This is a genomic window from Blastopirellula marina DSM 3645, from assembly GCF_000153105.1.
GTDB classification, from domain to species: domain Bacteria; phylum Planctomycetota; class Planctomycetia; order Pirellulales; family Pirellulaceae; genus Blastopirellula; species Blastopirellula marina.
In genome coordinates, this window is the sequence record NZ_CH672377.1 from 1346605 (window position 1) to 1367056 (window position 20452).

Annotated in this window: 14 protein-coding genes; 10 read left to right on the forward strand and 4 right to left on the reverse strand. The window is 58.7% G+C overall.

The window, feature by feature from the left end:
* Positions 1–132: 132 nt before the first annotated feature.
* The 4 genes from DSM3645_RS24510 (at position 133) to DSM3645_RS24525 (ending at position 7251) form a co-directional block, all read left to right on the forward strand.
* The gene (locus tag DSM3645_RS24510) at positions 133–3225 is read left to right on the forward strand and encodes a VWA domain-containing protein (protein WP_002655320.1); all 3093 of its coding nucleotides are present in this window, start codon (positions 133–135) and stop codon (positions 3223–3225) included.
* Positions 3226–3290: 65 nt separating this feature from the next.
* Positions 3291–4325: an AAA family ATPase gene (locus DSM3645_RS24515; protein WP_002655321.1), complete on the forward strand. Its 1035-nt coding sequence runs from the start codon at positions 3291–3293 to the stop codon at positions 4323–4325.
* A 50-nt stretch (positions 4326–4375) separates the two neighbouring features.
* A complete protein-coding gene (locus DSM3645_RS24520; RefSeq protein ID WP_002655322.1) occupies positions 4376–5281 on the forward strand; it encodes a DUF58 domain-containing protein in 906 nt (301 codons plus the stop codon).
* Entirely contained in the window at positions 5281–7251 is a 1971-nt protein-coding gene (locus tag DSM3645_RS24525; protein WP_002655323.1) for a vWA domain-containing protein, read from the forward strand. Before DSM3645_RS24520 ends, DSM3645_RS24525 begins: the two co-directional genes overlap by 1 nt.
* Positions 7252–7401: 150 nt before the next feature.
* Here DSM3645_RS24525 and DSM3645_RS24530 read toward each other — a convergent pair whose 3' ends face one another.
* The 4 genes from DSM3645_RS24530 to DSM3645_RS24545 form a co-directional block, all read right to left on the reverse strand.
* Positions 7402–8838, reverse strand: a complete 1437-nt coding sequence (locus tag DSM3645_RS24530) for a protein kinase domain-containing protein (protein WP_040352988.1) — start codon at positions 8836–8838, stop codon at positions 7402–7404.
* Between the two features lie 706 nt (positions 8839–9544).
* Complete coding sequence (locus DSM3645_RS24535; protein WP_002655325.1) at positions 9545–10726, reverse strand: metallophosphoesterase; 1182 nt, start codon at positions 10724–10726, stop codon at positions 9545–9547.
* A 90-nt stretch (positions 10727–10816) separates the two neighbouring features.
* Positions 10817–12544 (reverse strand): hybrid sensor histidine kinase/response regulator, encoded by a 1728-nt coding sequence (locus DSM3645_RS24540; protein WP_237564928.1) that lies wholly within the window; start codon positions 12542–12544, stop codon positions 10817–10819.
* Between the two features lie 176 nt (positions 12545–12720).
* A complete protein-coding gene (locus DSM3645_RS24545) occupies positions 12721–13749 on the reverse strand; it encodes a hypothetical protein (RefSeq protein WP_131282821.1) in 1029 nt (342 codons plus the stop codon).
* A gap of 403 nt (positions 13750–14152) precedes the next feature.
* On the opposite strand from DSM3645_RS24545, the gene DSM3645_RS24550 reads away from it, so the two are divergent.
* The 6 genes from DSM3645_RS24550 to DSM3645_RS24575 all read left to right on the forward strand — a co-directional run bounded on the left by DSM3645_RS24550 (position 14153) and on the right by DSM3645_RS24575 (position 20442).
* Positions 14153–15022 carry a hypothetical protein gene (locus DSM3645_RS24550; RefSeq protein WP_002655328.1) on the forward strand — a complete coding sequence of 290 codons (870 nt, stop codon included), beginning with the start codon at positions 14153–14155 and terminating at the stop codon, positions 15020–15022.
* A gap of 163 nt (positions 15023–15185) precedes the next feature.
* Entirely contained in the window at positions 15186–17444 is a 2259-nt protein-coding gene (locus DSM3645_RS24555; RefSeq protein WP_237564955.1) for an FAD-dependent oxidoreductase, read from the forward strand.
* A complete protein-coding gene (locus DSM3645_RS24560; protein WP_002655330.1) occupies positions 17445–19133 on the forward strand; it encodes an FMN-binding protein in 1689 nt (562 codons plus the stop codon).
* Positions 19134–19157: 24 nt separating this feature from the next.
* Positions 19158–19454 (forward strand): hypothetical protein, encoded by a 297-nt coding sequence (locus tag DSM3645_RS24565; protein WP_002655331.1) that lies wholly within the window; start codon positions 19158–19160, stop codon positions 19452–19454.
* Positions 19455–19624: 170 nt separating this feature from the next.
* A complete protein-coding gene (locus DSM3645_RS24570; RefSeq protein WP_002655332.1) occupies positions 19625–19810 on the forward strand; it encodes a hypothetical protein in 186 nt (61 codons plus the stop codon).
* A 107-nt stretch (positions 19811–19917) separates the two neighbouring features.
* Positions 19918–20442 carry a PH domain-containing protein gene (locus DSM3645_RS24575; RefSeq protein WP_002655333.1) on the forward strand — a complete coding sequence of 175 codons (525 nt, stop codon included), beginning with the start codon at positions 19918–19920 and terminating at the stop codon, positions 20440–20442.
* Positions 20443–20452: the final 10 nt, after the last annotated feature.

The window sequence follows — 20452 nt, forward strand, 5'->3', positions numbered from 1 at the left end:
TATCGCTTTGCGCTTTTCCAAGCGGTACCATAGGGGAACCACCGACCACCTTTTCTGAAATCTCCTCGGACACGCTTCCGGCGTTTCGCGGCGCGGCGATTTCATCACCTTATTCAGCCAAGCGGGCGGATCATGTTCGGGATCGACATCGCGTTCAGCAAGCCGGCTTGGCTCTGGCTGCTGGCGACCTTGCCGCTGCTCTGGTTTTTCAGCTATCGCAGCCTGGCCGGTCTCGGTCCGGTGCGCCGCTTGATGGCGCTTGGGCTTCGCTCGGCGGTGTTGGTGATGTTGATCCTAGCGTTAGCCGAGGCGCAGTTTCTGCGCGTCAGCCAGCGGATGACGGTGATCTATGTGTTGGATCAGTCGCTCAGCATTCCCGAAGACCAGCGCGCCGCGATGGCGCAGTACGTCTCGAAAGAAGTCAAAAAGCATCGCCAACCGTCGCGCGGCGATCGCGCAGGCGTGATCGTTTTTGGCCGCGAAGGAGCGATCGAAGTTCCGCCGTACGAAGATGACGTGCCGATCGGTCGCCGCCGTCTGATCGGCCTGGATCATATCAAGCAAGACGCAACCAACCTGGAAGCGGCGTTAAAGTTGGCCCAAGCTTCGTTCTCGGAAGATGAGGCGAAACGCATCGTCGTGGTGACCGACGGCAATCAAACGTTGGGCGACGCCCAGCCGATCGCCCGGGCGCTGTCGGCCAGCGGAATCGGTGTCGACGTCGCGCCGATCGAACTGTCGAGCCGCTCGGAAGTCGCCGTCGAAAAAGTGACGCTGCCCGATGACATCCGCAAAGGCGAGCCGATTCGGACCTCGGTCGTGATTAACAACATGACCGAGCCGACGGACGATAATGATGGCGTCGTACGCGGCAAGCTGGTCGTCTTGCGAAAAGCGGGCAAGTTGGAAGAGCAGTTAGCGGAACAACCGATCGAAGTCGCGCCAGGCAAGAAGGTGCTGACCTTTGAGCACGTGATCGATCGCCCTGACTTCTATACGTACGAAGCTCGTTTTTTGCCGGATGAACGCACCGACGACTCGATGTCGCAAAACAACATTGCCACGGCGTTCACCCATGTTCGCGGCAAGGGGAGCGTGCTGCTGATTGAAGACTGGACGACGCCGGGCGAATACAGCGTGTTGGTCGATCGCCTGAAAGCGAACGATATCGAAGTCGATGTGATGCCGACCAACGAACTGTTCACGTCACTGGCCGAACTGCAGCGTTATGACTGCGTGATCCTAGCCGGCACGCCGCGATCCAGCGGCGCCGACGCCGGCGACTTGGCCAGTTTCAGCGATCAGCAAATCGACGTCCTGGTCCGCAACACGCAGCAGATGGGCTGCGGCCTGGTGATGCTCGGCGGACCGCAAGCGTTTGGCGCCGGCGGTTGGGCCAATTCTGAGCTGGAAAAGGCGATGCCGGTCGACTTTACGATCAAAGACGCCAAAGTGGTTCCGGTCGGCGCGTTGGCGATGTTGATGCACGCCTCCGAGTTGCCGCAAGGCAACTATTGGCAAAAGGTAATCGGCCGCGAAGCGCTGCAGGCCCTGGGCAACTCGGACTATTGCGGCCTGATCCATTACGCCGCGACCGACCAATGGCTTTGGACCAGCAACGGCAACGGCCTGATTCGCGTTGGACCGAATCGCCCTGGGATGTTGGCGAAGATGTCGCGGATGACGCCTGGCGATATGCCGCAGTTTGATCCTTCGCTGCAAATGGCGCTGCGAGCGTTCAACCAGCTTCCGCCCAACGAAGTCGCCGTCAAACACATGATCATCATCAGCGACGGCGACCCTTCGCCCGCCAATCCGTTTACGTTAAGTGCGATCGCCAAAGCCGGCATCAAAGTGACCACCGTCGCGATCGGTACGCATGGTCCGGCGAACAGTTTAGAGCTGAAAAAGATCGCGTCCGCGACCGGCGGCAAATATTACGAAGTGACCAATCCCAAGGCGCTGCCGCGGATCTATCAACGTGAGGCCCGGCGAATCGCGCAGCCGCTGGTGAAAGATCATCCCGGCATGGTTCCTCTCGAGCGTTACCCTCACGAAATCACGACCGGCATCAACGGCTTTCCATCTTTCGACGGCTACGTGATGACGTCACTCAAAGACAATCCGCTAGTCGACGTCGCGCTGATCGCGCCCGATCCGGCGCAGCATCCAGAGAACGCGACGCTGCTCGCGAGCTGGACGTTCGGGCTCGGTCGCTCGGTCGTCTTCACCAGCGACGCTGGCCATCGCTGGTCCAATCAATGGACCGGCTGGGATGGATATGACAAGTTCTATACGCAGATGATTCGCTGGGCGATGCGCCCCAGCGGTAACGAAGGGAAGTATGCGATCGCCAGCGAGGCCAAAGATGGCAAAGTCCGCGTCGTCGTCACTGCGATCGATCAAGAGGATAAGTATCTCAACTTTTTGAATATCGCCGGTAACGCCGTCGACCCGCGGATGGAAACGCACGATTTCCGGCTCGAACAGGTCGCGCCAGGGCGCTATGTCGGCGAGTTCGACGCGGACGAGTCGGGCAGCTACTTTTTGTCGCTGGTCCCGGGTCCCGGCGAAGCTCCGCTGCGAACCGGGGTCAATGTTCCCTATTCAGCCGAGTTTCGCCAGCAATTTACGAATTATAATTTGCTCGAGACGCTGGCTGATTTAGAGCCAGCAGGGGGAGAAAAAGGGGAGCTGATCCATGGGAGAATGGCGCTGGGCCGTGTCGACGATTTGCTAGAGGTCGATACTTTCCGGCATAATCTGGCCAAAGCGGTCAGCAGTCAGCCGATCTGGCCCCTGTTGGTGGTAATCTGTGCGGTCGCATTTTTTCACGACGTTTTCATCCGTCGGGTTACGATAGGATTACAGTGGCTGTCGCCGGCAGTAGGTTACCTGGGGCGAGCCTTTGGATTTGGCAAAGCAGAAAAGCAAGACGATCGGCTCGAGCGGTTGCGGATGAGCAAAGAAAAGGTCGCGTCCGACATCGACCAGCGCCGCGCCAGCACTCGCTTTGAGACTGACGCCGACGCTCCGGAAGCAGGCGACGCCGTCTCCGACGAACTCTCTGCGGCGACTCCACGTATCGATCGTCGTGTTCAACCCCAATCCCAACCAGATCCAAGCGAAGAAGATAACTATACGTCCCGGTTGTTAAAAGCGAAGCAAAAGGCTCGCCGGCAACAGACGCGACCTGGAGATTCGCCCGAGCCTCCGAAAAATTAGAACCACCGGCTCAGGCCGCGAATCAGAAGATCACTCGTCATCCAATCTACTTTGAGGAAAGCGACATGAGCGTCGGCGAGACGATGCAGCAACAAGCGGAAGAGTTCCGCAATCGATATAACGCAGTGCGTGAGCAAATCGGTCGCGTGATCGTCGGTCACGACGAGATCGTCCACGGCGTGCTGACCTGCATGTTTGTCGGCGGGCACTGCCTGCTGGAAGGAGTGCCGGGTCTGGGCAAGACTCTGCTAGTGCGCACCCTGGCCGAGACGCTCGATCTGCCGTTCAATCGTATCCAGTACACGCCTGACTTGATGCCGGCCGATATTCTGGGGACCAACATGGTGATGGAAACGCCCGACGGCCGCCGGATTTTTGAATTTCAAAAAGGGCCGATCTTCACCCAGATCTGCCTGGCGGACGAAATCAACCGCGCCACGCCCAAGACCCAATCGGCGATGCTGGAGACGATGCAAGAGTTTTGCGTCACTGTCGGCGGCGTTCGTCACGAGCTGAAAAAGCCGTTCTTTGTGCTCGCGACGCAAAATCCGATCGAGCAAGAGGGAACCTATCCGCTGCCCGAAGCCCAGCTCGACCGCTTCTTCTTCAAGCTGGTCGTCGGTTATTCGACCGCCGAAGATCTTGCCACGATCATCGATCGCACCACCAAAGGGACCTTCGCCAAGCCCGAAAAGGTAATGGACGGCGAAGAGATCATGAAGTGGCAAAAACTAATCCGCGAAGTAATCCTGGCCAAGCATGTGCAAGATTACATCGTGCGATTAACTTTGGCGACGCATCCCGACGGGCCGATGGCCTTGCCGGTCACTAATCAATACCTGCGTTGGGGCAGCAGCCCGCGCGGCGCCCAAACGCTGGCCTTGGCCGCCAAGGTTCGTGCATTGCTCGACGGACGGTACAACGTCAGCTTCGAGGATATCCGCCGCGTTTATCTGCCGACGATGCGCCATCGCGTGATCCTGAACTTCGAAGCTCAAGCCGAGGGACTCGATACCGACCATGTGCTGCTCGAGATCTTGGAGAAACTGCCCGAGAAAAGTGACGACGAGCCGATCGTGGCCCGTGTCGCGAATCGCTAACTTTCGCCTGTCTCGTTTCGCCGACCCTGCCAGAGGACGCACCCGCGCGTATGCCTGTCACGACGACTTCTCCAATCGAACTGCTCTCGCCCAAAATGTTGGCCCAGCTCGAACGACTTGAGCTGGTCAGCCGGAAGATATTTCGTGGGCGGATGAAGGGCGAACGCCGCAGCAAGCGGAAAGGGCAGAGCGTCGAGTTCGCCGACTTTCGCAACTATGTCCACGGCGACGATCTCCGCTTTATCGACTGGAACACCTACGCGCGGCTCGACAAGCTCTTCCTTAAGCTGTTTCTCGAAGAAGAAGACCTCCACTTCTTTACGTTGATCGACGCGAGCACGTCGATGGATTTTGGCGAGCCGACCAAGCTTCACTTCGCCAAACAGATGGCGGCCGCCCTCTGCTACATCGGGCTCTGCCGCGCCGACCGCGTCAAATGCGAATCGTTTGGCACGCCGCTGCGAAAGCCGGGCCCCGTCTTACGCGGCAGGCATAGCCTGATGCGGATGCTCGATCACATCAATCAGATCGAGCCCGGCGAAAACGTGTCGCTGCTCGAAGCGGTCAAATCGTTCTGTCTCCGCAACCAAGGCAAAGGAGTCTTGGTGCTGATCACCGACCTGATGGACAAGTCCGGCTACGAAGCGGCCTTCCGTTTTCTCACCGCCCAGCAAATGGACGTTTACGTCATTCATACGCTGTCGCCGGTCGAACTGAATCCCGAAGAGCAAATCAAAGGGGACTTGCGTCTGGTCGACAGTGAAGACGCCGACGCCGCCGAAATCACCGTCAGTCGGCCGCTGCTCGAAAAATACAAAAAGACGCTCAACGCGTTCGTCGAAGGGGCCAAGTCGTACTGCACGAAACGCGGCATGACCTACATGTTGGCCAATACCGAAACGCCGGTCGATCAAATCGTCTCCTCGTATCTGCGACAGAGGGGGCTCGTCCGCTAATGTTTCTCCCGACGCTAGGTTGGTTGGGTTGGACGCTCTTGGCCATCGTGCCGTTCGCGATCATCGCCCTTTACTTTTTAAAGCTGCGCCGCCAGCCGCTCGAAGTGCCCAGCACCTATCTTTGGAGCCGCACGATCGAGGACCTGCACGTCAACAGCCTTTGGCAACGACTGCGACAAAGCATCCTGCTGCTGTTGCAACTGCTGTTCGTGCTGCTGCTGTTCCTCGCTTGTCTGCGTCCCGGCATGCAAGGCCAAAAGCTGATCGGCGATCGGTTTGTCTTTCTCGTCGACAATTCGGCAAGCATGAGCTCTGCCGATGTCGAAGGACAAACAGACCGCCTGGCCGAAGCCAAACGCCGCATCGCCGAGATGATTGATCAGATGCAATCAGGCGACGTCGCGATGCTTGTCAGCTTCGCCGATCGAGCCAAGATCGAGCAGGCCTTCACTGACGATCGTCGCATCTTGCAGCGCAAGCTGACCGCGATCGAACCGACCAATCGGGTCAGCGACATCAGCGAAGCGCTCCGCGTCGCGTCAGGGCTGGCCAATCCGGGGCAAACGGCCTTTAGTGAAGGAGACGCAGGCGTCGCCGAAGCAAAACCGGCGACGCTCTACATCTTCAGCGATGGGCGATTTCCGCCGATCGCCGACTTTACCTTTGGCAATTTGGCCCCGGTCTATGTGCCGATCGGCGACCCCTTGAGCGGCAACGTCGGCATCATCGCATTCAGCACGCAGCGCAATTCTGATCGCAATAACGAACTCCAGGCCTACGCTCGCATCGAACGCTTTGGCGCCGCGCCCGACGAGGTCGCCGCCCAACTTTACTACAACGATGAACTGCTCGACGCCCAAACGGTCAAGCTGCCTGAAGAAGGGGCCGCCGGCCTTCAGTTTGAACTGGGCGATCTCGACGCCGGCAAGTTGCGTCTGCAAATCGAAGTCGACGATGCGCTCGCCAACGACAACGTCGCCTATGCGGCGATCAATCCACCGCGCAAAGCGAACGTGTTGATGGTCACCCCAGGCAACGACTATTTTCGCTTGGCGATGGCGACCGAAGCGATCACCCGCCTGGCCCGCACCACCATGGTCGAGCCCAGCTATCTGCAAGGAGATCAATACAAACAGGAAGCGGCGACCGGCGTCTTTGACGTGATCATCTACGACAACTGCTCGCCAGAGACGATGCCCGAATCGAGCACGCTCTTCCTAGGCGCGATCCCGCCCGGCGATCAGTGGAAGCTGGGGGAAGAAGTGACCGTGCCGCAGGTGATTGACATCGCCCACTCGCATCCGCTGATGAACTTTATCGAGATGACCAACGTCATGATCGGTTACGCCAACCCGGTCGAAGTCTCAGGCGGCACAACGCTGATCGATTCGCAGTTTGGTCCGCTCTTGGCGATCGCTCCCCGCAAAGGTTTTGAAGACGCCGTGCTCGGCTTCAATTTTCTGATCGAGAAAGATGGCTCGACGCTTTACAACACCGAATGGCCCAAGCGGCAAAGCTTTCCGGTCTTTGTCAAAAACGTGATCGAGTACCTGGGCGACGTCCGCCAAGGAGGCGGCGACCTATCGATTCGCCCCGGCATGCCGATCGAACTGCGTACTTCGACGCCGGTCCCCGAAGTCAAAGTTTCGCCTCCCACGGGTCGAGAGCGCACGATCGGTCGTGAAGGAAAAAACATCTTCAGTTTCAGCGAAACCGACCAGCTCGGGACCTATAACGTCCGCGAAGGAAACGGCCCCGACGTCACCCAAAGCTTTTCGGTCAACATCTTCGACGCCCAAGAATCGAACATCCCGCCAGCCGACGCGATCGCCACCGACTGGGGCGAACCGATCGCAGGCCAAAGCAGCTGGGAACCGGTCCGCGTCGACTTCTGGAAATGGATCGTCGCCGCCGCGATCGTGGTGCTGCTGGTCGAGTGGTGGATTTATAACCGGCGGGTTTATCTGTAGGCCGCTCTCGGCGTTCGGCCCAAGTAAGGAGAAATCAGCCGCACGGCTGATGAAGCCTAGTAGGGTTGGGAGCAGCCAAACCGAATCACGGCAACCAACTTCAAAACGCCAGACCGGTTTGCGTAACCCACCAATCCGACTTCGGCAATCCTATTGCGCCATCCGCTGACAAACATCTCCGGCGCTCGGTCTCTCCTCCGGTTTCATCGCCAACATGTCGACCAGGTCCGCCCGATACGTGCTCGGGATCTTCTCGACCAGCGACTCGACGAAATCTTTTCTCCGCAACGAAGTGATAATCTCGATTACCGACAAGTCGCTCATCGGCGACTTCCCCGTTAACATCTGGGCGAAGATCAATCCCAGCGAAAAAATGTCGCTCGATTCGTTCAAACGTTCTCCGCTGGCTTGCTCCGGCGACATGTAGGCCGGAGTTCCAGAGATTCCCCCTGGTCGGGATGTCGTGGCGGTGGCCGCGGCGAATTCCAGCGTTTTGCTTGGATCGAGCGGCGATTCGCCGGCGTCTTTGCTCGGTGTCACCTCTGCTGCTGACTCGACCCCGTTTTGCCGTAGCGACTGGGCGAGTCCAAAATCGACAAGGACCGGTTCGTTATTTTCGCGGAGCAAAATGTTCGCTGGTTTTAGGTCGCCGTGCACGACTCCTTGGGCGTGTGCGGCGGACAGTCCTAACGCAATCTTGTGGGCCATCCGGCGGAACCGGCGCTGGTCGAATCCATGGCCAATCACCTCGACCAGCGGGCGCCCCTCTAGGTACTCCATCACAATGGTCGGCAGCGTGTCGATCGTATCAGCCGAGTAGACGGTGCAAACGTTCGGATGATTAATGCTTGCGGCGGAACGCGCCTCGCGCAGAAGCTTGGTCTCGGTTTGGCCATCCTGTTTCGAGATCACTTTGAGCGCGACCTTGCGCTCCAGTCGCAAGTCGTCGGCCTGCAAAACTTGGCCGAAAGCGCCGCGGCCCAACTCGCGTTCGATGCGGTAATGGCCCAAAACTCGGCCCGGCTGCAACAGCGACGCCACATCCAGGACCCCATCGGCCCGCTTCCAATTGGCTGGGCAGACGCCGCCGGCCTGGAGCGCATCCAACGAACGCAACACATCTTCGACATTGCGGCCGACGCTCAAGTCATAACTGGCCGCATAGCGCAGCTGCCCGCTCGGATCGATTAGGAACAAACCTCGATTGGGCAGACCATCCTGCTCGCGCCATACGCCAAACCGTTTGCACAGTTCGCCGTGCGGGTCGGAAGCGAGCGGAAACTGCAAGCCTTCGACTCCGCCGGCGCTTGAAGGCGTCTGCAGCCATTTTAAATGCGACTCGACCGAGTCAATGCTAATCCCCAGCAAGTCGCAGCCGCGCTCGTCGAATCGTGATTTCTCTGCACTGAAACCGGTCAGTTCAGTCGGACAAACGAACGAAAAGTCACGCGGATAGAACAGAATCGCGAGCCAACGTCCGCGGTAATCGGCCGATTGGAGGCGCTGCTGACCAAGATCAGGCAGCGCCGCAGGCAAAGTAAATTCCGGGGCGCTCGACCCAACAATGCAGGGGGGAACGGTGGTCATGACGTTTCCTGATGTATCGTCGCGAGTGGGGCTCAACACGCTGTTTCCGGCAGAAGATCGCAAAAGCCAATTTACCGGATTTCGAGCAGCAGGATGACGAACGTCAATCGCAGCTCGCTTTACTCATCAATGGGCCGCCAAGGTTGTCCGTTGACAGAGCGCACGGATTTCGCGTCGATTGAGGGGTGCGGCGGCTTGCGCCGTTGCCGGTTGTTGGTCGGCTCAAACCATGCGAGCGACCGGGCGCAGGTGTTACCTATGTGTACGATCTACACACCAGACGCACCCTCCCAGATTGACTCTCGGACAAAATGGCAAGCGGTCCGGTCCAACTGGTCAAACCGTAGATCAGGCCGTGCCAGCGGCAGCGCCAAGTTGCGCAGACTAACATGTGGGCAATTTGGGGCAGTTGATCGAAAAAAATGCAGCGGTCCGGTCCGGTCCAACGAGGCGATGAGCTCTCCTAAAGCACGCAGGTTAACATCTGGCGGAAATGGAGACATTTAAAAAAACTTCATCGGTCCAGTCCACTCAGGCCCACCGAAGGAAAAGATGACACGGTCCGGTGTTCCGTCGGAAAACTAAATGCGGTCCGGTCCAACCCTATCCGGAGTGTCCTGCCGCATTCCCTTCGGCTGGCGCACTCGGGCTAGTGTGGTGCTTAATTCGTCATTCCGGCGAGCGGTCCGATCCGGTCCGCTTTCCGCTAACCCTTCCGGCGGAGGATCAGACGCGTGATTTCGGGTTGGCAGCGGATGCGTAAGGGGAACGTGCCGCAGAGTCCGCGGGAGACGTGCATCAGGGAAGGCGCTTCGTAGAAGACGCCGCTGGCGTAGCGGACCCCGTAGCGGCTAGGGCTGATCAGTGGGCCGACGCCTGGCAGGCGAATTTGCCCGCCGTGGTTGTGTCCGGCCAGGATCAGATCAAAGTCGTGCGCGGCGCCCCAGTGCAAGCGATCCGGCGTATGCGCGACGAGCAGACGAAAGATTCGCTCCCCGTTTTCGTCGGTCGGGCAAGCGTCGATATCCTGCACCGTTGATAACCAGGGAGCTTCGTCGCCGGCCAGGATGATCGGCGTGTCGCGAACGTTGGTTTGCAGCCAACGTCCGCCGAGATCGATCAGACCTTGGCTCTTGAGTTCGACTCGTGCCGACGCAATATCAGAAAGTCGCGTATCGTGATTCCCCAGCACAAAATGAACGCCGCTCGGCGCCGACAACCGGCCCAGCGTCGACTCGGTCCACGCGATACAGCGATCCTTATCAAAGATATCGCCGCTGATCACCATCAGTTCGGACTGCAGATCATTGGCCGCTGCCAGCGCATGCTGATAGAACGGCGGGAGAAACTCGCCGGTCAGGTGCAAGTCAGAAAGATGCGTAATCGTCACCCCTTCGAGCGCCGCCGGCAACCGCGGCAGGAACATTTCTTTTTCAGTGACCACATACTGGAAGATTTGATTGCCGGGAAAGCGCTGCGCCAGGCGAACCACCGGGGTTGCGAGTTCCGCCAGATCGAACTCGCGGGTCAGATCGATGGAAGCGAGCGTCTTGCTGGTGAAATAGTTCGCCGCATGCCGTTCGTCATAACGATGCTGAACCCACAAACCGCACGCGACCAGCAGCGCCGTCCAACAGGCCCAAAAGTAGATCAGGGGAAACTCCAACCAGACCGCGCGGCTGCTCCAGTCGAGGGGCGGTCCCCACAGAAAGTAGGCGACAAAACCAATCGGCGTCACCGCCGTGATGATCATGATCGCGAGTTCCAACCAGTCGATCACGGTTTGCTTCCAGGGAAGCGAATGAAAGAAGCAGTGGATCCGCGACCAGAGCGCCAGATGTCCGGCCAGAGCGAGCAGGATCAGCAGCCAAACCAGGAGAGAGTGCATCGTGCAAGGTCGTTCGGTTCAACGGCGAGCGTTGCCGGACGATCGAAACCCTGCAGGGGGCGTTTGCGCCAGCAAAGTCGCCAGGCAGGTTTATTGCGAAGCGGCTTGGGGCTGATTGGCGTAAGCTTCGATGATACGCTCGACCGTCGCCAGCAAGTCATCCAAGCGAAACGGTTTGTACAAGACTGCGTTGGGCAACAGCCCGGTCTGGCGCGCCTTGACGATCGAGTGCCCTGGATCGTAACCAAACCCGGTCATCAAGATCATCGGCACCGGCGTGACGACATCTTTCAAGCGTTGATACAAGCGATTGCCCGACATGTCCGGCAAGTGCACGTCGCAAATGATCACGTCGTAGCCGGAGCCATGCAAGCCGGCGCGAACCATACACAAAGCTTCGGCCCCGTCATGAGCGGTTTCGATATCGCAGCCGTAACGGTCCAACAGAGCATGAGCGGCGCTGCGGACCGACTCGTCTTCGTCCACGACCAGCACGCGGGCTCCTCGCAAACGGGGGCGAACCTCGGGCTGTACCGACGCCGGGACCGCTTTGCTGGGGGTCATCCGCTCGCCGACTTTTTGGATCACGCGTTTAATGTCGCGACCATTTTGAATGATACGGCGGAGGCGATCGACGACTTCCTCGTCATGGCCGATGTAGCGCTCCATCACGTTGACGGCGTCGTTCAGGATCTCGTCAACCGGCAATGCGACGGCGCTATGGATCGCTTCGACGCTGGCCTGAGCGGTATTGGCCTGCTGCGCCGAGAGCAACTCCAGCGTGTTGAGCGCCAGGGCCAGGTCGCGGCAGAAGATCTCGAGGAACTGCAGGTCGCTTTCGGTAAAGGCCCGCGGCTCGGGACTTTCGACATTGAAGGAGCCGATCACCGCGTCGTGCAAGATCAGCGGCACGGTCAAGGAGCTTTTGGCCCCTTTAAAACCTTCCAGATAAAGCGGGTCGGACTGGGTATCTTCGCAAAGATAGCTTTTGCCGGTCGATGCGACAAAGCCGGTCACGCCGTTGTTGGTCGATTGCGCATAGAGCTCACGCTCGGCCGCGATTTTGTCGATGCCGACCGAAAGGAGCGGGACGAGCTCACCGGTCCGTTGATCGAGCAAGCGAATCTCGATCACGTCAAAATTGAGCAGGTCTTTGGTGTAATGCAGAATATTCGACTTGAGCAGTTCGATCCGCTCCGAGACCTCCATGTTGAAGATCTCTTCGGTCGTCAGATCGGCCAGTTCGATGCCGGCCTTGTGAATCGCTTCCAGCTTTTGCCGCTGGAGCACTTCTTCCGTAACGTCGCGGATCGTGACGATCAGGTTCTTCGGCGGTGCGTTGACCGTAATAACCGGCGCGGCGTGCACCTGGTAATACTGGTTTTCTTCGGTACGCAACGTCGACGTGCTTGGTCGGCCAGAGGTCAGCGCCGTATGGAACGGACAGAAGTCTGGCCCCAGAATTTCGGGGCTATTGAGGGCGCTGTAAAAATTGCGGCCGACTACGTCGTCGCAGCCGGCCCAACGCTGCAAACAGCTATTCGCCCAGAGCACCGTGTTGTCGCGATCGAGCATCGTGACGCCGTCCGGCATCCCCTCCAGGATCCGCTCGTTTTGCAGCAAGCTGCCGATGCGGGCGGAGTCGTCGAAATAGTCCGTACAGATATAGACGCCGTCGAACTCATGATTCTTCAAGAGCGCGAAGGTGCGCAGCGGAGTCTGCGCTTCCGTGATGTCGTAGTCAGTGCGCAGTTGCTCCAGTACCGAGTGTTGTCCACCTGGAGCGCACAAACAGAGGATCTTGGGTTTACCAGCCAACCCGCATTTCTCCTACCGAAACACCTTGACGTTGTAATTATAAGGTCGGTCAAATTTGAAACAACGTCATCGCCTTGGCGTTTCCCTATCATACTAAGGTCGGAAGCGACGCCCGCAAACCTGAGAATGCTTTGCCTGACGGTTAGAATCGGAAAAGTCATCCGTCCCTGCCGAAGCTAATGATCGGCGGTGGCTTCCATCGCCGCCGTATCAAACCGCAGCGAAAGCTCTTCGAGCACCAGTCCCGGCTGGAAATGCTGAAACAGCTTACCGCCCAGAAATCCGCCTCTATACTCTTGCTCCGGAGGCAAGACCGACACAGCAACGTCCTGCAACAGCACCGGCCCGACGCGCAGCGCCGCGATTCGACCGCGCCGAACCTTCACTTTCTGCTTGTCCAACACAACCTCAGCCCCTTCCTCTGGCGTGTAACGTACACCCACGCTCTGGGCCATATTGGCGGTCAAAACTATTTCTTGTCCTTGCGGATTCCAGGTAAAGATTTGCGGATTGTCTTGATCCAGGACCGCGGCAACCCGTGGCTGACCATTTTGGAGGAAGATGGGCAGTCGGTCTTGGCGCGCGAGTCGTTCGAAACGAGCGAGCCTGCCTAAGCGGCGCGCTAGCGGTTCTAGCGGGCCGATATTCCCCTGCTCGGCTTCCGGCAACTTCGACTTTATTAAAGCGTAACGTTGATCGAGCTCGACCATCTCTTCCCGCAGTTGGAAGGTCCGCGTTGTCAGCGTCGCCAACAACTGCGCCTGCTGCATCAGCAACTCGCGGATGTTCGGCTGCGCCGCCAGCGTCGCCGGCTCGACCGCATCGCCGGCGGTGGTCGCTATTTTGCGAAGTCGATCGATCTGCTGGGCCAGCTCTTTCTCTTGATCGCTGCCGACCGCATGCTCTTTCAGATGCTTCGCCAAGCGGTCAATTCCGGCCAGGGTGGCCTGCTTTTGCTTCCACTGCCGCGCGTTGTCGTCCTTGGCCAGACTGACTTGTCGCTGAAAGAAGCTGAGCTGTTGCTCCAACGAATCGAGTTGCCGCAGCTCAGGCGCTAGGTTCGTTTCGCTCGGCAAAATCCAGCGACGGCCGTATTTCACCAAACCCTGTTGTTCCAATAGCGACCGCGGTTCCTCTTGTGCAGACAAGGGAAGCACGGCAAACAGCAGCGTGACGAGCGCCAGGTGACCTGCAAATCGAGGCAACGAGCAGCCTTGCATGGGTGAGGAATCGACAAGAGATCTTCATCATGCCGTAGTCGCACAAAAAACGCAAATACTCAGTCATTGGTTTACATGATGATCTGACGCTACGTGGTTGCGCCGCGGCAACATGCGTCTCTGGGAAATGATGCCGAATAACAACATTTGCATCGCAGCGGGCAGATTGGATGCAAACTCAAACCACTTGTCAGAAAAGACTTACGCAGCAGGATCGCCAGATTCTTCGGTTTTGGCCCGGCGAATGCAAAAGGTACTCTCATCGCCTGAAGCGTCTCCCCCACCTTCCCCCAGGCCAGCTGCTTGTCGCGAGAGCCCTTGTCCCCTCGGGCTCTCGCGGCCCTTTTTTCCTTTGCCTCCTTGTCGCCTGAGCCGAAGAAATCACCGAATGCACGCACGAGACCAAGTCCAACTGGCCGCCCTGTTGGCGACGCACGCCCCGATTCAAATCCGCACGATGAATCAGATTTCACCCAAGGGGCTCGAACAATACTGGACGCACTCCAAATCACGTCTCGATCGTTGGGGCCGCTTGCTCAAGGATCATTCCGAAAGCGTCAAAGAAGCTCCCACCGCGCAACTGCCGGGACACTGGGAAACGATCCGTCCCATCCTGGAAGAGATCTTAATTAGCGATGTGCTGACTCGCGTCTGGACTTCTCTCTGCATCGCCTTTGACCGAATTCATCGCGGCGAAACGGCCGAAGCGACCGTTCGCAGCGTCTTTATTGGGCACCTCGAAGCTCGCAACCGGGCGCTCAACCTGATGGTCTATGGTCGTGGACTCGACGCCGACCTGGCGGTCAAACTCAACCGACTCCGCCGCCGGACCGAACGTTGGACCGATATGCTGCTGGGCTACGTTTCGGTCGCTACGGATGTAAAAAACATGGGATTCGACAACGAGCGGGTCCAAGAATTCTCGCGTGATATTCGCGAGCAAGCTCGCGACGGATCGCACAGCGCCGGCTGGCCGCTATTGCTCTCTTCGGCGCTCGACGCTTTCCGCAGCAGCACGATTGACACGCCGGCTCACCCGCACCTTAATCAGCGGATCACAGCGGCAATTATGTCCTGCTTCGGGCCGGAAATATTCGATTCAACCGGGGTGATTCGCCCCTTGTGGGAACTGCGGATCTCGAACTACGCCGACGACACGCAAACGATGGTCGAGCAACTATTGTCGCTCGAGTCTCCCGACGCGGCCGTTCCGATCGAGCTGGGAACGAGCCCCAACGAGCCGCATCCTCGCTTCTAGGGTTCTGCGAGTAAGAGAAGCACGAAAATCGGCAAGAGAAGTATCTTGGGACGACATGTCCGTGTAAAATCCGGATCTAGGCCCTATTTTCTTACGGCCTGAGCGCTGCGTCTAATCCCGCCTTCCTCCTGCCCTTTCATCTGGAGCATCCGTCGTGCGCCGACTGCTATCCGCTCTCTTATTGTTTGCATGTGTCGCCCCCGTGTTTGGCCAGTCGGTCTTGATCGAGGCCGAGAGCTTTGATCAGCGCGGCGGCTGGAAACTCGACACGCAGTTCATTCGCGAGATGGGCTCGCCCTATCTGCTGGCGCATGGCCTCGGCACGCCGGTCGCAGACGCGACGGCAAAGGTCGCCTTTCCCGAGACCGGTGAGTACAAAGTCTTCGTGCGGACGAAAGATTGGGTCGCACGCTGGAATGCTCCCGGCGCGCCTGGTCGTTTTCAACTGCTGGTCAATGACAAGCCGCTGGGCGAAACGTTCGGCGCCCAAGGCGCAAAGTGGGCTTGGCAAGCTGGCGGAACGGTCCAAATCGACGCGAAAGAAGTGGAGCTAAAGCTGCACGATCTGACCGGCTTCGATGGTCGCTGCGATGCGATCTTCTTTACGAAAGAGGATGCGACGCCTCCCAATGAGAGCGCGATCTTGCCGGCCTGGCGCAGTCGCTTGCTAGGCCTGAAAGAAAAGCCGACCGAAAAGAGCGGGTACGATCTGGTGGTGGTCGGCGGCGGGTACGCCGGCATGGGCGCCGCTTTGTCGGCGGCTCGCATGGGCTGCAAAGTCGCGTTGATTCAAGATCGCCCTGTTCTGGGGGGCAACGGCTCTAGTGAAGTTCGCGTCTGGGCGATGGGTAACATTCGCCGCGGCAAGTTCCCCCGCGTCGGCGAGATCATTGAGGAATTTTCGGACCACGCGAAGAAATCGCCGGGGACGTACGAAGAGTTTGGCGACGCCAAGAAGGAAGCGGTCGTTCGCGCCGAGCCGAATATCGACCTCTTCCTGAATCATCACGCCTATCAAGTCGACATGGACGGCGAAAAGAAGATCGCCGGCGTCTACGCGTTTGATACGCGAACCAGCGAACAAAAGCGGTTTACCGGCAAGCTGTATGTCGACTGCACCGGACACGGCACGATCGGCTTTTTGGCGGGCGCTGATTTTGACATGGCCGAAAAGGGCCGCATGGGCATGAGCAACATGTGGGCCTGGGACGAAGCGGACAAGCCGCGCGAGTTTCCGGCGACGCCTTGGGCGCTCGACCTGACGATGAAAGACTTTCCCTATCCGCGTGACCATCACGGGCAGTGGTTCTGGGAAAGCGGCTTCGACAAAGATGCGATCGGCGACGCCGAAGGAATCCGCGACTGGAATTTGCGCGCCGTCTATGGCGCGTTCAACGCGATGAAAAACAAAGATGGCGCCGACAAGCACGCACCTGCTTATCTGACTTGGGTCGCCTATGTGGGTGGGCCGCGTGAATCGCGTCTGCTGCAAGGCGACATCGTGCTGAACCAAGACGACATCATCAGCAAGCGTGACTTCTCGGACGGCTGCGTGCCGAGCACCTGGTCGATCGATCTTCACTACCCGAAAAAGCAATTTGCCGAAAAGTTCCCCGACAACCCGTTCATCTCGATCGCGGTCCATGATCAACGGGTCGATCGCAACTTTGGCTATCCGGTTCCTTACCGCTGCTTCTACTCACGCAATATCGACAATCTCTTCATGGCCGGCCGCTGTATCAGCGTCGATCACGAAGCCCTCGGCACCGTCCGCGTGATGAAGACCTGCGGCATGATGGGTGAAGTCGTCGGTAAAGCGGCCAGCATCTGCGCCACGTACGATTGCACGCCGCGTGAAGTGTACGAACGTTACTGGCCCGAGATGGACACGCTGCTCAAACTGCCGGGCAAAGCCCATCGCGCCGACTTGAACGACGAAATCGAAATCCCCGACGACATTCCAGCGCTCGCCGGTCCTCTTGGTCCGCCGACGGGACTTGATCCCAACAAATTGGACGGCACGGTCGTCGACGACGCCGAAGCGGAACGGATCGGCAACTGGAACGGCGGCACCGGCCTGAAAGGCTATGTTGGCTACGGCTATCTTTACGCCGGCGGCGACAGCGGCGGAGCAGTTCGCTTCGCGATCGAAGCCCCGGAATCTGGCGTCTATGACGTTCGGTTCGCTTACCAGCCGCACGAGAACCGCGGCAAGACGGTTCCCGTGATGGTCGAAACGAAAAACGATCGCTTGGAAGTGAAGATCAACCAGCAAAAAGATCCGCCGATCGAAGGTGGATTTATTTCGCTGGGCGAGTTGCAGCTCGACAAGGGTGAAGTGGTCACCATCGTCGTCGCGACGGCCGGCGCCGGCGGGACCGTCCATGCCGACGCAGTTCAGCTTGTGCCTACCAAGAAGTAAATGTCTGAGCCGCAAAAGCGACGCCCGGCTTGGCGACCTTTCGTCCACGCCGGGCGCGTGCTGATCTTGGTTGCGATCGCGCTAATCATTCACTTGGCGGCGACCCTTCATGCGCCGGCTCACGACGGGCCGGCGCCGGTATTAGACATCGCGATCGTCCAAAAGCTCTTTCCTACCGCAGACCACGTCGCGGACGATGGCACGGTAAAAGACGCCGCCAACGCGACGCTCGGTCGCGTTCTACAAACATCCCCCGCCGGCGACAAAGCGATCGGCTTCTCAGGCCCCACCAACGTGCTGATCGGCTTTTCAACCGCAGAAAAAATCAGCGGGCTGGCGATCCTTTCGAGTCGCGACACGCGTGAACATGCGCGCGAAGTCGAGCGCCACGCTCCCTTTCTGCACAGTTTGGACGGCCTGACCCGCGACGAGGCGATCCGCCAGACCGACATCGACGCCGTCTCCGGCGCGACGCTGACTAGCTTGGCGATGATCGAAGCGGTCCAGCGCCGACTCGGCGGCGGCCAAAAGTCGCTGAAGTTTCCGGACTTGCCGAAGTTGGGCATCGTTCGCAAGCTGTTTCCCGCCGCCCAGTCGCTCGAGCCGGACGAAATCTATCCGTCACTGCTGATCGTCAAAAACGGAGACGCGACGTCGCTGGGCAAGATTCTGCGGACCTCGCCGGCGGCCGACAACCTGGTCGGCTATCAAGGTCCGACCGAGATGCTAGTCGGTTTGGATAACCAGGACATCATCATCGGCATGGCGCTGGTCCGCAGCTATGACAATGAGCCGTACATCGACTACGTTCGCGAGGACGAGTATTTTCTGAATTTACTCAACGGACAGTCGATCTACGCTTTGCCCGAAACCGATCTGCGCGAACTGCAAATCGAAGGCGTCTCCGGCGCGACCATGACCAGCCAAACGGCGGCGACTGGCGTTTATTACGCGGCGGATGACATGCTGCAGTCGTACTTGGCGCGGAACAAAGCGGATGAGAAAGACCAGATTCGCCTACGCGAGCGCGACTACAAAACGATCGCCGTCGTGATCGTCGGCGTGCTGCTGGCGTTTAGTCCTTGGCGCGGAAAACCGTGGGCGCGGATCCCGTTTCAGATCGTCGTCTTCGTCTATCTAGGTTTCGCCAACGGCGACTTTGTATCGCAAGCGTTATTGGTCGGATGGGCGCAAAACGGCGTCCCCTGGAAGTTGGCAATTGGGTTGGTGCTGCTGGTCGGCGCGGCCCTCGCGCTGCCGATCTTCACCCGCACCAACGTCTATTGCAGTCATCTTTGTCCGCACGGCGTCGTGCAGCAATGGACCAAACGACGGATCAAGTGGCAATGGAAACCATCGAAAAAACTTCTCCCCTGGCTCAAAGCGATCCCCAGCGTGTTGCTAGCGTGGGTCGTGTTGGTCGCGGCGGCTCGGTGGTCGTTTAGTCTGGTCGATATCGAGCCGTTTGACGCCTATGTTTGGCACATCGCCGGCTGGGGAACCATCGGCGTCGCGGTCGTCGGACTGGTCGCGTCGCTCTTCACGCCGATGGCCTATTGTCGCTTTGGTTGCCCAACCGGCGCGCTGCTCGACTACGTTCGCTACAATGGCAAGAGCGAATTCTGGACGCGGCGCGATTGGGTCGCCGTTGGTCTGCTGGCGCTGGGCGCGGTTGCGCTGTTGTTCTAAACCAGGCGAACTCAGGAGGGTTACGTGGCGCGCAAAGGAGGCGATTGGCCGCTGCATGCGATCTATCTTGGCGCGATCTTGCTGCTAGCCGGCGTCACGCTGAAATCGGTCGAGTCGTTCACACTGACCCCCACGGCGACGCGACTCTTATCGCGACACGCAGGCCCGTCAACCGATACGACCGAAGGGGCGCTGCAAAGCATGATCGTCGAGAACACCGACCAGCGCCACATGATTCGCCCCCGCAGTTGGATCGGCTGGGGCTTGTTGTCGGCCGGCGCGGTGCTGGTTGTGCATGGGATCATTTTGAAAGTGAAATAATCCCCTCACGCGTTTTCGATCTCAGGTCTTGCGCAATTTACGGATTGAGCGGGTTGCTCGCCGCTCGATCGCCTGGTTTTTGCGTTTCATGGGATCTCTCTCGACAATTTCACCGCGAAAGTCACGAATACTCTGAAAGAACAACCAGAGAAAAACATCAGGGAGAATCTATGAATCCGCTTTCTATTCTGCTGATTATTGTCGGCGGCCTCATTCAGGTACTCGGCGTTATCTATTGCATCACGAGCGCCGGCGACGCCGGGATCAACATGCCGCTGATGATCGGCGTACTGGTTGTCGGCTCGATGATCGAAAGCAGCGCCGTCTTCTGGCACATCCTGCAGAAGCGCATTTGATCGCCGTAGAGACGCAAAATCTACTGGTCGGTCCCGGGGCTCGTCTGATAGACTAGGCGAAGTTAATACAGCGCTTCCCTACCCTGCATGCCCTAGAAAGATTGCCGATGTCTCAGGCCATCGCCGGAGTCGCACCTAGCGCCGGATCGGAAACCAGCGTCATGACGGTCTGGCCGTCGAACGGAGCATCAGGACTAGGGCGATTGCTCGGCCGTTTGTACGAAATCGACCAAGGAATTCGCTTTGTCACCGTCGGCAATTTGCTGGCGCTCGCGACCAGCCCAATCGGCGCCGCGATCTATTTGTGGCACGCAGCGCCCGGCGTCGGTACGCACTATCGGCTGACCAATCGCCGCGTGATCATCGAGAAAGGGCTTAACGGCAAGCCGGATCGCTGGGTTGATCTCGATCGCTTCAATCGGATCGAGATCGAAGTCCGGCCGGGACAAGCGTGGTACAATGCCGGCGACATGATCTTCTTTCTCGACAATATCGAGACTTTCCGCCTGAAAGGGGTCAGCCGCCCTGAAACGTTTCGCTCGGCCTGCCTAAAGGGACACCAAACCTATGTCGGCGTGCGAGCAGCGCTGCAGCGCGAAGCGGATCGTGCGCTAGTGCGGGCGAAGTCCTAAAAACCCGATC